The 12,147-nt window shown below is 72.2% G+C and carries 15 protein-coding genes (1 of these 15 cut by a window edge); 4 read left to right on the top strand and 11 right to left on the bottom strand.

From position 1 onward, the window contains the following. Positions 1 to 675, bottom strand: the 5' portion of a protein-coding gene (tyrS, locus tag O7616_RS16670) for a tyrosine--tRNA ligase (RefSeq protein ID WP_282260788.1). 618 nt of this gene lie to the left of the window's left edge; the window shows 675 of its 1,293 coding nt (coding positions 1-675); its start codon is at positions 673 to 675; its stop codon lies beyond the left edge, outside the window. A 106-nt stretch (positions 676 to 781) separates the two neighbouring features. On the opposite strand from tyrS, the gene O7616_RS16665 reads away from it, so the two are divergent. Further along, positions 782 to 1,165, top strand: coding sequence for a PaaI family thioesterase (locus O7616_RS16665; protein WP_282264593.1), 384 nt, complete (start codon positions 782 to 784; stop codon positions 1,163 to 1,165). A 19-nt stretch (positions 1,166 to 1,184) separates the two neighbouring features. Here O7616_RS16665 and O7616_RS16660 read toward each other — a convergent pair whose 3' ends face one another. The 3 genes from O7616_RS16660 to O7616_RS16650 all read right to left on the bottom strand — a co-directional run bounded on the left by O7616_RS16660 (position 1,185) and on the right by O7616_RS16650 (position 3,871). Next, complete coding sequence (locus O7616_RS16660; protein WP_282302817.1) at positions 1,185 to 2,528, bottom strand: hemolysin family protein; 1,344 nt, start codon at positions 2,526 to 2,528, stop codon at positions 1,185 to 1,187. A gap of 191 nt (positions 2,529 to 2,719) precedes the next feature. Next, complete coding sequence (locus O7616_RS16655) at positions 2,720 to 3,361, bottom strand: hypothetical protein (protein WP_282302816.1); 642 nt, start codon at positions 3,359 to 3,361, stop codon at positions 2,720 to 2,722. Positions 3,362 to 3,370: 9 nt separating this feature from the next. Beyond that, positions 3,371 to 3,871: a GNAT family N-acetyltransferase gene (locus O7616_RS16650; RefSeq protein WP_282302815.1), complete on the bottom strand. Its 501-nt coding sequence runs from the start codon at positions 3,869 to 3,871 to the stop codon at positions 3,371 to 3,373. 183 nt (positions 3,872 to 4,054) lie between these two features. Between O7616_RS16650 and O7616_RS16645 the strand changes: the two genes are divergently transcribed. Then, on the top strand, positions 4,055 to 4,933 hold the full coding sequence (locus O7616_RS16645; protein ID WP_282302814.1) for a universal stress protein: 879 nt from the start codon (positions 4,055 to 4,057) through the stop codon (positions 4,931 to 4,933). On the opposite strand, the gene O7616_RS16640 is transcribed toward O7616_RS16645, so the two are convergent. From O7616_RS16640 to O7616_RS16615, 6 genes are all read right to left on the bottom strand, one after another. After that, positions 4,926 to 5,561, bottom strand: a complete 636-nt coding sequence (locus tag O7616_RS16640) for an FMN reductase (protein ID WP_282302813.1) — start codon at positions 5,559 to 5,561, stop codon at positions 4,926 to 4,928. The two genes, O7616_RS16645 and O7616_RS16640, sit on opposite strands and share 8 nt — an antisense overlap. Then, positions 5,558 to 6,700: an LLM class flavin-dependent oxidoreductase gene (locus O7616_RS16635; protein WP_282260796.1), complete on the bottom strand. Its 1,143-nt coding sequence runs from the start codon at positions 6,698 to 6,700 to the stop codon at positions 5,558 to 5,560. Before O7616_RS16635 ends, O7616_RS16640 begins: the two co-directional genes overlap by 4 nt. Positions 6,701 to 6,850: 150 nt before the next feature. After that, on the bottom strand, positions 6,851 to 7,126 hold the full coding sequence (locus O7616_RS16630) for a ubiquitin-like small modifier protein 1 (protein ID WP_282302812.1): 276 nt from the start codon (positions 7,124 to 7,126) through the stop codon (positions 6,851 to 6,853). A gap of 1 nt (position 7,127) precedes the next feature. Beyond that, positions 7,128 to 8,213 (bottom strand): exo-alpha-sialidase, encoded by a 1,086-nt coding sequence (locus O7616_RS16625; RefSeq protein WP_282302811.1) that lies wholly within the window; start codon positions 8,211 to 8,213, stop codon positions 7,128 to 7,130. A 134-nt stretch (positions 8,214 to 8,347) separates the two neighbouring features. Continuing rightward, a complete protein-coding gene (locus tag O7616_RS16620; protein WP_282302810.1) occupies positions 8,348 to 8,815 on the bottom strand; it encodes an NUDIX hydrolase in 468 nt (155 codons plus the stop codon). Between the two features lie 69 nt (positions 8,816 to 8,884). Then, the gene (locus tag O7616_RS16615; protein ID WP_282302809.1) at positions 8,885 to 9,511 is read right to left on the bottom strand and encodes a DNA-3-methyladenine glycosylase; all 627 of its coding nucleotides are present in this window, start codon (positions 9,509 to 9,511) and stop codon (positions 8,885 to 8,887) included. Positions 9,512 to 9,643: 132 nt separating this feature from the next. Here O7616_RS16615 and O7616_RS16610 point away from each other — a divergent pair, with 132 nt between their 5' ends. Next, complete coding sequence (locus O7616_RS16610; protein WP_282302808.1) at positions 9,644 to 10,078, top strand: DNA-binding protein; 435 nt, start codon at positions 9,644 to 9,646, stop codon at positions 10,076 to 10,078. A gap of 185 nt (positions 10,079 to 10,263) precedes the next feature. Next, positions 10,264 to 10,617: an MmcQ/YjbR family DNA-binding protein gene (locus O7616_RS16605; protein WP_282302807.1), complete on the top strand. Its 354-nt coding sequence runs from the start codon at positions 10,264 to 10,266 to the stop codon at positions 10,615 to 10,617. Between the two features lie 43 nt (positions 10,618 to 10,660). Here O7616_RS16605 and argH read toward each other — a convergent pair whose 3' ends face one another. After that, the gene (argH, locus tag O7616_RS16600) at positions 10,661 to 12,124 is read right to left on the bottom strand and encodes an argininosuccinate lyase (protein ID WP_282302806.1); all 1,464 of its coding nucleotides are present in this window, start codon (positions 12,122 to 12,124) and stop codon (positions 10,661 to 10,663) included. Positions 12,125 to 12,147 lie beyond the last annotated feature (23 nt).

Here is a 12,147-nt window from a genome sequence, read left to right as displayed (position 1 = left end):
CTGTACCGGCCCCGCACCCCGCCGGCGCACGTAGTCGACGCCCGCGGTGATGTTGCCCCACTGGTCGGACCCGCCGAACTGGAGCTGACAGCCGTGCCGGCGGTGCAACTCGAAGAAGTCGTTGGCCTGGAGCAGCTGGTAGCTGAACTCGGTGAAGCTGATGCCGGTCTCCAGCCGGGCCCGCACCACCTCCCGCGCGAGCATCTTGTTCACCGGGAAGTGCTTGCCCACGTCCCGCAGGAACTCGACGACCGACATCTCGCCGGTCCAGTCCAGGTTGTTGACGACCTGGGCCGCGTTCTCGCCGGTGTACGACACGAAGGGCGCCAGCTGGTCGCGGATCCGTTCCACCCATCCGGCGATCACGTCGGGCGGGTTCAGGGTCCGCTCGGCGCTCTCCTTCGGGTCGCCGATCTGCCCGGTCGCCCCGCCGACCAGCAGCAACGGGCGGTGGCCGGCGAGTTGCAGCCGGCGGGCCATGGTGACCTGCATGAGCGAGCCGACGTGCAGGCTCGCCGCGGTGGGGTCGAAGCCCACGTAGTACGTGGCGGACTTCCCACCGTCGAGCAGCTCGCGCAGCTCGTCGAGGCCGGTCGAGTCCTGAATCAGGCCACGCCAGAGCAGGTCGTCGGTCAGGGAGTCCCGCCCGGGCGGCGGGAGGCTACTGTCGGTCACGGTCACCGATTCTCCCCCATCGCCGGCACCGACCCGTACCGGGTTTGCCGCAACCCGCCGCGGTTAGGCTTACGCCGAGTTGATCGAGGAGGGTTTTGCCGTGGAGATGCCGGACGTGACGGGTGGTCTCGTCGCCCTGCTCGGCCTGACGTTCAAGGAAGCATCCCCCGACCGGGTGGTCATCAGCTGGCAGGTCCGACCGGAGCTGCACCAGCCGTACGGCATCCTGCACGGCGGCGTGTACTGCTCGGTCGTGGAGACCGCGGCGAGCGTGGGTGGCGGCCTCTGGCTGGCCGACCGGGGCACCGTGGTCGGGGTGTCGAACCAGACCGACTTCCTGCGGGCCGTCCGCGACGGGGAGCTGACCGCCGTCGGCACTCCCGTGCACCGGGGCCGCAGCCAGCAGCTGTGGCAGGTGGAGATCACCGACGCCGACGACCGGCTGGTCGCCCGCGGCCAGGTGCGGCTGCAGAACCTCTCGCGCGACTGAGCGGCGGCACCGGGCCGACTCAGCTCCGGGCCTCGTCCAGCACCGGCTCCGCGCTCTGCTCGGCGTCGCCGTCCGCGTCGGCCTCGACCTCATCGGGTACGCGGCTGACCCGTACCTCGGTGATCGCCCGGTGGTCGATGCCCGCCACCATCAGCACCCAGCCGTCCAGGGTGACGTCCTCCCCGGCCACGGTCGGGATGTGCCCGAGTCGGGCCAACACCAGCCCGGCGACGGTGGTGTAGTCCCCGGCGGGGCGCGACGGCAGCTCGACGCCGATGTCCGGAAGGTCGTGCACCGGGAACGTGCCGGGCAGCAGCAGCGCGCCGTCGGCGTCGCGGCGCACCGAGCTGACATCCCGGTCGGTCTCGTCGTAGATCTCTCCGACGATCTCCTCCAGGATGTCCTCCAGCGTCACGATGCCGTCGACGGCGCCGCGCTCGTCCACGACCAGCGCGATGTGCTGGCGCTCGGCCTTGAACTGACGCAACGCGTCCACCACGGGGAGCGAGTCGGGCAGCAGCATCGGGGGCCGGGCGATCTCGTCGACCGGACGGTCGTCGGGCACTCCCACCAGGTCGCGCAGGTGGATCACGCCCGCCGTGTCGTCCAGGCCGCCGTGCCGCACCACCGGCGCCCGGGAGTGCCCGGTGGCGGCCAGCACGAGCCGTGCGGCCTCCGCGGTGGTCCCGCTGTCGAGCGTGAAGACCTGCAACCGGGGTACGAGGACGGCCCGCAACCGCCGGTCGGCGATCTCCACCGCCCCGGCGATGATGGTGCGCTGTTCCTTGGTGAAGCCGTGGTTGCCCGCGACGATGTCGCGCAGCTCGTCCGGGCCGATCTCCTCCGGCTCGTGCTTGGGGTTGAGCCCGACCAGCCGGACCACCAGGTCACTCGTGGCGCCGAGGGCCCAGACGGCCGGGCGGGTGAACGCGGCCAGCAGATCGAGGGGACGGGCCACCAGCAGCGCCCACCGCTCGGCGGACTGCATGGCGATCCGCTTGGGGGCCAGCTCGCCGAAGACCAGGGTGACGAACGTCAGCACGAGGGTGACCGCCACGATCGCCACCGTCTCGGCGGCGCCACCGAACACCCCGAGCAGCGGTACGAGGGGCTTGGCCAGCGAGACCGCGGCGGCGGCGGAGGCCAGGAACCCGGCGAGGGTGATGCCGATCTGGATGGTGGCCAGGAAGCGGTTCGGATCCTTGGCGAGCCGGGCCAGCACCCGCCCCGCCCGGCTGGTGCGCTCCAACCGCTGGATCTGGCTGTCCCGCAGTGACACCAACGCCATCTCGCTACCGGCGAAGAGCGCGTTGATCACGATCAGGATTCCGACCAGGGCCAGTTGGCTCCCGTAGCTCTGCACGCCCGGTTCGCTCCCTCTCCGGTGGTGGCACCGGCCGGTACGCGCGGCGCCCCGCCGGTCGGCGAGCCCGCCCGGCGTAGGCGTCTAGTTGCCCCGTCCCGCGCCGGCCGAATCCTGCCCGAGCGAGGGTACGCGAATGAGTGCGGTTGCCGCCGTCGGTGACGCTGCTGCCGGACCGACCGTCGGCGCGGCTAGGCCCGATCGGGTGTCGGTGACCCGGGCAGGTCGAGGACGTACGAGTCGCCCTCCGGGCGGAAGCCGAGCCGGTGGTAGTAGGGGGCGACCATCCGGGGTGGGCTGACCACCCGGTGGAAACCCCGTTCGGTGAACAGGTGACTGCGCCGGTAGACGAACTCACCCGGGGTGAAGTCGCGGAACTTCGGGGTCACGTAGTCCAGGTCGATCTGGGCCACGCCCCGCGCCTCGGCGTGCGAGAGCACCACCCCGACCACCTCGTCGGCGGTGACCACCAGGAACGCGGATCGCCCCGAGGCGTCCGGGTCCCAGTGGAAGCCGGGGTTGAAGCGGGCGATGTCGGCGGCGTGCACCCGCAGCGTGTGAGCGAGGAACTGGTCGCCGACGCCGACCTCCACCACCTGGTAGGTCTTCTCGTCGTGGCGGGTGGCGAGCATCCCGCGCAGGTACCAGATGTTGATCACCGCGAGCACGATGTTGAGCCCGACCATGGGCCAGACGCCGATCGCGGCGTTGTAGCCGATCAACACGACGCAGCCGACGAGGTTGAGCGCGCGCAGCCGCAGGACGCGCGACTGCAACAGCGACCACACCAGCACCGCGGAGCCGGCCCAGCCGACCAGATCCAACCAGTTCACCCCGCGAGACTAGTGCCCGCCCAGGTCAGCGCCCTCGGCGGGCAGCTCCAGCAGCCACTCCTCGACGTCTTCGCCGCGACCGTTCGCGTACCCCGAATCCTCACCGACCACCACGAACCCGCACTTGCGGAGCACCGCGAGGGACGCGGCGTTGTCCTTGGCGGCGCGGGCATGCACCGGCCGGGGCAGCTCGCGCAGCAGGGCGGTCAGGGCGGCCGTGGCGTGACCACGGCCCCAGCGCCGCCGGTCGATCCAGTAGCTGACCTCGGTCTGGTCGCCGGCCGGCCAGGCGCTCACGTAGCCGACCACCTCGCCGTCGACCTCGACGGTGCGGACCAGGTTCGCCGGGTCGGTCAGCACCCGGGCCCAGTGCTGGGCGAACTCACGACGGTCGGTCGGGTCCTTGGGACCGAACGCGGCCATCCGGTTGGCCTCCGGGTCCTGCTGGTGCAGGAAGAACTCGACGAGGTCGTCCTCGCGGACCGGTCGCAGCACCACATCGGAGGTCATCAGGCGAGGGTACGCAACGGGTGCGTCAGAAACGGTCGGCGGATGAGGACCAGCGCGGCCGGCTCCGGCGGCGACGGCCGTGGGCGCTCGAAAACACGCCGCGGGAGTGCCGCAGGCGGCGCGTCCGGACCCGCCACCGCTGTCGTACGGTCGACAATGACCTGACCGACCCAGGGAGCGCCGATGAACCGACCCGTCGTGGTGGGCGTGGACGGATCGCCGTCCAGCCTCGTCGCCGCCGAGCACGCGGCCCGCGCCGCGCTGCTCCGGTCCCGACCGCTGCACCTGGTGCACGGCTTCCTGCACCCGCTCGGCTACGGCGTGCCGCTCAACCCGTACGACCTCGGGGTGCCGGCCCCCTCCGAGGAGGCGCAGAAGATGTTGGAGCGTACGGCGGCGGAGCTGACCGACCGGTGGCCCGGCCTGGCCGTCGAGGTGCGTCAGGTCGCCGGCGGGCCCGGCATCACCATGATCGAGGAGTCCCGCCGCGCCGACCTCGTCGTGGTGGGCAGCCGGGGGTTGGGCGGGTTCGCCGGGCTGCTGCTCGGGTCGGTCGGCACGCAGGTGGCCGCGCACGCGCACTGCCCGGTGCTGGTGGTCCGCCCGGACGAGCAGCCGATCCCGGTGGACGGCCCGGTGCTCGTCGGCGTCGACGGGTCGGAGTCGTCGCGGCTCGCCGTGGGCTACGCCGCCGACGAGGCGGCACGGCGCGACGTGCCGCTGGTGCTGGTGCACGTCGGCCCGCCCGACGGGGGCCGGACGGTGCCGGAGGAGATCGAGGAGTCGCAGGCCGCGTACCAGGCCGACGCCGTGCGGCTGCTCGCCGACGCTTCGGCCGCGGTGCGCGCCGCGCATCCCGACCTGGTGGTGCGGGAGCATCCGGTCCGGGCGGCCGGGGCGGCCCAGGGGCTCATCGAGGCCAGCGGCACCGCGTCGCTGCTGGTCGTGGGCACCCGGGGCCGGGCCGGGTTCACCGGCATGCTGCTCGGCTCGGTCAGCCAGGCGGCGATCCAGCACGCGCACTGCCCGGTGCTGGTCGCCCACCCGTACCCGGTCAGCTGACCGGCGCGTCGCCTCCCCGACCGAGCATCTGCAGGAAGTCGGTGGTGAGGGCGAACGGGTCGGCCGGGCCGCCGGTCGGTGGCCGACGCTCGACCTGGTCGGCCAACTCCCCGGCGGCACGCCGGATCCGGCCGCGCAACGCGCCGTCGGCGGCGCCGTCCGACCAGTCCTCCGGTGCGGCGAAGACCGCCGTCGGGACCACCACCGACCGCAGGTACGCGAACATCGGGCGGACGGCGTGCTCCAGGGCCAGCGAGTGCCGGGCGGTGCCGCCGGTGGCCCCGATCAACACCGGCCGGTCGACGAGCGACTCCTTCTCCAACACGTCGAAGAAGGACTTGAAGAGCCCGTTGTAGGAGGCGCTGAAGATCGGGGTGACGGCGATGAGGCCGTCCGCGCCGGTCACCCTGTCGACGACCTCGCGCAGCGCTGCCGGCGGGAACCCGGTGAGCATGTTGTTGACCACGTCGTGGGCGTACTCCCGCAGGTCGACGACGTGCAGCTCCACCTCGGAGCCGCGCCGGACCAACTCGTCGCGGGTGGCCGCGGCGAGCTGGTCGGCGAGCAGCCGGGTCGACGAGGGCTGACTCAGCCCCGCCGAGACCACGGCCAGGGTGCGGCGGGTCATCGCGCCGCCCCCTCCGGTGCCTTGCCGGTCACGTCGTCGACGGCGTGCACGGTGCTGTCCTTCGCGCCGCCGGCGGCGGCGACCAGCGAGGCGTGGGTGGGCGCCTCCGGCACGTGCGCCGGGCGCAGCGCGGCGAACTCCTTGCGCAGCACCGGCACGACCTCCTCGCCGAGCAGGTCGAGCTGCTCCAGCACCGTCTTCAGGGGCAGGCCCGCGTGGTCGATGAGGAACAGCTGCCGCTGGTAGTCGCCGACGTACTCCCGGAAGCCCAGGGTGCGGTCGATGACCTGCTGCGGGCTGCCCACGGTCAGCGGGGTCTCCCGGGTGAACTCCTCCAGCGACGGCCCGTGCCCGTAGACCGGGGCGTTGTCGAAGTACGGGCGGAACTCCCGCACGGCGTCCTGCGAGTTGCGGCGCATGAACACCTGCCCGCCCAGGCCGACGATGGCCTGGTCGGCGGTGCCGTGGCCGTAGTGCGCATACCGCTGGCGGTAGAGCTGCACCATCCGCTGGGTGTGCTCCTTGGGCCAGAAGATGTGGTTGGCGAAGAAGCCGTCGCCGTAGTACGCGGCCTGCTCGGCGATCTCGGGGCTGCGGATCGAGCCGTGCCAGACGAACGGGGGCACGCCGTCGAGCGGACGCGGGGTCGAGGTGAAGGACTGCAGCGGCGTGCGGTACTTGCCCTTCCAGTCGACCACGTCCTCGCGCCACAGCCGGTGCAGCAGGTCGTAGTTCTCGATGGCGAGGGGGATGCCGGCGCGGATGTCCTTGCCGAACCACGGGTAGACCGGGCCGGTGTTGCCGCGGCCCATCATGAGGTCCACCCGACCGTCGGACAGGTGCTGCAGCATCGCGTAGTCCTCGGCGATCTTCACCGGATCGTTCGTGGTGATCAGCGTGGTCGAGGTGGACAGCAGCAGCCGCTCGGTGCGCGCCGCGATGTGACCCAGCATGGTGGTCGGCGACGACGGCACGAACGGCGGGTTGTGGTGCTCGCCGGCGGCGAAGACGTCCAGACCGACCTCTTCGGCCTTGAGCGCGATGGCGACCATCGCCTTGATCCGCTCATGCTCGGTCGGCTCCCGACCGGTGGTCGGGTCGACCGTGACGTCGCCGACGGTGAAGACTCCGAACTGCATGACCAGCTCCTTGCGTGTTGAACCGGGTCATTCGTGGTGCCCGGACGCAGCTGTCAACTTATTTGACGAGTCAACTATTCCGTCGGCGGGCCGGCCCGGTGTGGCGTCGGTCACCTCCAGGAGCGGATCTCGGTCGATATGGGGCGTCGGTCAGCCGCCCGCCACCGACGGCAGCACCTGCACCTCGGCGCCGTCGGTCACCGGCGTGGCGAGACCACCGGAGTGCCGGCAGTCCTCCCCGTCGACGAAGACGTTGACGTAACGCCGCAGCTCGCCGCGCTCGTCACGGATCCGCCGGGACAGCCTCGGATGACGGGCGGCCAACTCGTCGAGGACCGCCCGGAGCGTCCCGGTGGCGGCGATGCTCAGCCGACTGGCACCGCCCGCCTCGCCCCGCAGCGGCCCGGGCAGCAGCACGGTGACCACGTCACACCGTCGCAGCGCGGACGCAGAGCACGTCGGGCAGGTGCGCGGCCACCGTCGACCAGGAGTCACCCTCGTCGCGGCTGGCGAACACCGAGCCGGAACGGGTGCCGAAGTAGACCCCGCCCGGGGTGGAGTCGTCGGCGCACATCGCGTCGCGCAGCACCGCCGGATAGAACGGACCCTCCGGCAGCCCCACCGACAGCGGCTCCCACTTGCCGCCCGCGTCGGCGGAACGGAACACCCGGCAGCGGTGGTCGGTGGGGAACCGCTCGCTGTCGGCCACCAACGGGAAGGTCCACACCACGCCGGCGCGCCCGGGGTGGGCCACCATCGGGAAACCGAAGTCGCTGGGCAACCCGTCGGCGATCGAGGACCACGTGCGGCCGTCGTCGTCGGAGCGGTAGACCCCGTGGTGGTTCTGCGCGTACAACCGCTCGGGGTCGACGGCGTCCCGGGCGACCTTGTGCACGCACTGGCCGAACTCCGGCCACTCGTCGGGCATGAAGTACGCGCGGATGCCGGTGTTGCCCGGCGCCCAGCTGGCCCCCGCGTCCTCCGAGCGGTAGACCCCGCCGGTGGACATGGCGACCAACAGCCGGGCCGGGTCACGCGGGTGCGGCAGCACGGTGTGCACGGCCTGACCACCGAAGCCGGCCTCCCACTGCGGACGGTGCGGGTGGTCCCACAGGGACCGGACCAGCTCGAAGCTGCGACCACCGTCGGTGGACTTGAACAGGGCTGACGGCTCGGTGCCGGCCCAGACCACGTCCGGCTCGTCGGGACCGGCCGGCATCAGCTGCCAGACCCGCCCCAGGGAGACGCCCGTGTCGCTCGGGAACGCGACCGGCGCCTCGTCGGGCTCGTCCCAGGAAGCGCCGAGGTCGTCGCTGGTGGCGACGCTGGGACCGAAGTGTGAGCTGGTCACCCCGGCGAGCAGCCGGGGGGTGGGACGACGCGTGTCGACAGCGACCGAGTAGACACCGGTCATCGGGAAGTGCGGGCCGGTGATCTCCCAACTGCGCCGGTCGTCGCCACTGGTGGCGAGGAACAACCCCTTGGCCGTGCCGATCGCGAGCAGTGTTGCCATCACGTCCTCCGAACCGTCGGTGAGCAGGTGCGGTGATTATGGCCACACCCCCCGACACATTGACCCGGACACACGCCGCGCCCGGCCCGACCACTGGGCACGAAGTCGCCGGTTGGCCGCGGCGGCACGGGTTCTCAGTGGTGGATGAGCCCGCCGACCGGGACGGGGCCGACGTGGCCCGTCGACGGAAGCGTCCGCTCCAGGGCGAGGCCGATGTCGACCACCGCCGATCGGTGCAGGGACGCCACGTCCGGCAGCGGAGTCCAGACCGACTCGGCGGTCTCGCCGTCGGGCTCCGGCCGGAGCGTGCCGCCGACGACGCGGACACGGTAGAAGACCCCGACATTCTGGTGCTCGATCCGCAACCATGCCTCCGCAGCGGGAATCACCCGCGAATCCACACCCAGCAGTCGCTCGACCACCGCCTCGTAACCGGTCTCCTCGGCGACCTCCCGGATCACCGCGTCGAACGGATCCTCCGCGTGCTCGACCTTGCCGCCGGGCAGGGTCCAGTGCCTCTCGCCCGCCGGTGTCACGTAGTGCACGAGCAGCACCCGATCGTCCTTGATGCACACGGCGTACGCCGCCAGCCGGAAACTCACCAGGCACCTCCCGGCGGACCCTATCCCGGTGACCGTGGAGACCGGGTCCGAGTTTCGGCTCGATCGGGGCTACCCCCCGGCCGGTCTCGCGGTCCGACGGCGGGGCGTGTGCCGCCGGTAGCTGCTCACGGTGGCGTCGCCGGTGATCCAGAAACGCCACGGCACGTCGTGCGCGGCGGCCACGCCGACTCGCGGCCCGGCTGAGACGGCCGATCTCTCGACCGGCCTGGTCGGCGGCGTCAACAGCAGCGGCCCCTCGCCGTCGAGCACGGAGGTGCCGTTGGCCGACGCGCTGATCCCGAGCGCGACCACCAGCCGCGCGGGCCCACGGGCGAGGTCGCGATCGGGTACCTGGTCCCCCCGACGCTTTCGGGCGATGTCCAGGCCGTCGACGACCTCGCCGGCCCGTAGCAGGACGGCGGACGCCTCGCCCTCGCGACCGCACACGACGTTCAGACACCAGTGCACGCCGAACACGAAGTAGGTGTAGGCGTACCCGGCCGGACCGAACATCACCTGGGTGCGGGGCGTGGGGCCTCGATGGGCGTGCGAGGCAGGATCCTCCCCCGTGCCCGCGTACGCCTCCACCTCGGTCAGCCTGATCCGGACACCACCTGCCGTGATCTCCCAGCCGAGCAGGGTCCGCGCTGTCTCGGCGACGTCGCTGGCAGGGGCGGTCAGCCAGGGGTAATCCATCCTTGCAGGAAACCCCGCCTCCACCTCGACCTGCAAGCCGAGGATGACTGACGGTGCGGCCACCCCCGTCGGCCAGCACCGTCTTTTCAACATTATGTTGACAACGCTTTGTTGATGGTGTGTGCTCGGGATATGACGACGGACGATCCGTTCAGCGCGCCCCACCCGGCCCGCGCCCGCGCCCACCGCACCCACGAGGCACTCCAGCGGATCAGCGAACGGCACGCCGACACCGACAGCCGGCGCGGACGCTGGGCCCACCCCTACGTGCTGGACCCCTGGGAGGCGGTGGCCCTGATCACCGCCCTCGCGGCGGGCGGAGCCGAGCGCGAACCGGCCGAGGAACCGGTCGACACCGCTGACCTCACCGCCGCGCTGACGCTGCTGCCACACGTCCGCGCCGAGCTGGACGCCCTGGAGGCCGGGCTGATGACCCTGGCCCGCGACCGCGGGCTGACCTGGCAGGCGATCGCGTACGGGCTGGGGCTGGGCAGCGCACAGGCGGCCCGGCAGCGCTACGAGCGGGTCGCCGCCCGCTCGACCGAGCCGGCCGAACCCACCCCCTGACCGCACGGCACAGCCCTGGCGGATCGAGCGCGCCACATCGGCGACGTGGGGGTGTCGGGACGGCGAGAGCGCGCCACGTCGGCGATGTGGAGTCGATCAAGCGGGCTGCGGCGGTGTGGCGGCGGCACGTCGCGTGCCGAGCGGCGGCGCGGCGGGCACACTGTGCGGACGACGAGGAGGCACCCATGGAGCGCGCGGACATGCTGGCGTACTGCCTGGCCAAACCGGGAGCATGGCTGGACCGGCCGTGGGAGGGCGACGAGGTGGTGAAGGTCGGCAGCCGGATCTTCGCGTTCCTCGGCAACGGTGCGGGTAAGCCGACGGTCGGTGTCAAGTGCGGGCCGACCCGGGAGGTCGCCGACGAGTGGCTGCACCGGCACCCGGACGACGCCACGGTGATGGCCTACATCGGCCGGTCCGGGTGGAACACCCTGCGCCTGGACGGCGCAATCGACGCCGAGGAGCTGACCGAGGCGGTCGACGGGTCGTACGACATGGTGGTCGCCAAGCTCCCGAAGCGGGAGCGGCCGACGGCCTGAACCGACCGCGGCGCCGACGCGACACGCCGACGCCGCGGCGAGGTCAGCGCGGTACGACCGACTCGGTGGCCCACTCCCGCCAGCCGGCCAGCCGGTCGGCGGCGGCGGCGAGCTGGTCGGCGACCGGGCCGGGGCCGGTCGAGCCCGGGGTGGTGCGGGCCGCCAGGGCCGAACGGACCGAGAGCACGTCGCGCACCGACGGGTCGAGGTGCCTGCTGATCGCGGCCAGGTCCTCGTCGGAGACGTCCTCCAGCTCGCACTCGCGGGCCGCGCAGAGCGCCACCAACCGGCCGGTGATCTCGTGCGCGTCACGGAACGGCACGTTGCGCCGGACCAGCCAGTCGGCGACCTCGGTGGCCAGGGAGAACCCGACCGGGGCGGCGGCGACGAGGCGGTCCACCCGGACCGACATCGTGGAGATCATCCCCGCCAGGGCGGGCAGCAGCAGCTCCAGGGTGTCGACGGCGTCGAAGGCCGGCTCCTTGTCCTCCTGCATGTCCCGGTCGTAGGTCATCGGCAGGCCCTTGAGCATGGTCAGGACGGTCACCAGGCCACCGACCAGCCGCCCGGACTTGCCCCGAGCCAGCTCCGCGATGTCCGCGTTCTTCTTCTGCGGCATGATCGACGAACCGGTGGCGAACGAGTCGTCCAGCTCCACCCAGCCGAACTCGTGCGACGTCCAGAGCACCACCTCCTCGCCGAGCCGGGACAGGTGCACCCCGATCATCGCGGTGGTGAAGAGGAACTCGGCGACGAAGTCCCGGTCGGCGACCGCGTCCATCGAGTTGGCGAACGACGTACGGAAGCCCAGTTCCTTGGCCACCGCCACCGGGTCCAGGGGCAACCCGGAACCGGCGAGGGCGCCCGCGCCGAGCGGGCTGACGGCCGCCCGGTGGTCCCAGTCGCGCAGCCGCTCCAGGTCCCGCAGCAACGGCTGCACGTGGGCGAGCAACCAGTGCCCGAAGGTGACCGGCTGGGCGTGCTGGAGATGGGTCATGCCGGGCGCGGCGGTGTCGATGTGCCGCTCGGCCTGCTCGACCAACGCCTCGGCCAGCTCGACCAGGCGACTGGCCACGCCCCGCGCGTGGTCGCGCAGGTAGAGCCGCAGGTCGGTGGCGACCTGGTCGTTGCGGGACCGGCCGGCGCGCAGCTTGCCGCCGAGGCTGCCGAGGCGCTCCAGCAGGCCGCGCTCCAACGCGGTGTGCACGTCCTCGTCGTCGATCGTCGGCCGGAACGCCCCGGAGGCGCACGCGGCCTCCAGGTCGTCCAACGCGGCCAGGATCCGACCCAGTTCCTCCGGGTCGAGCAGGCCGGCGCCGGCGAGGACCCGGGCGTGCGCCCGGGAACCGGCGATGTCGTACGGGGCCAGGCGCCAGTCGAACTGCACGCTCACCGACAGTCGGGCGAGCGCCTCGGCGGGACCGCCGGCGAACCGGCCACCCCACAGGCTCGTCCGGTTGGTGGCTGCGCTGTTCTCGGTCAGGCTCTTGTCGTCCACGTCGCCCATCATTTCTCGGCTTGCCTTTCGCT

The sequence above is a fragment of the Micromonospora sp. WMMD964 genome, from assembly GCF_029581455.1.
Lineage (GTDB): Bacteria > Actinomycetota > Actinomycetes > Mycobacteriales > Micromonosporaceae > Micromonospora.
Note: the sequence above shows the minus strand (reverse complement) of the source record. Positions and strands in the feature narration are given on the sequence as shown.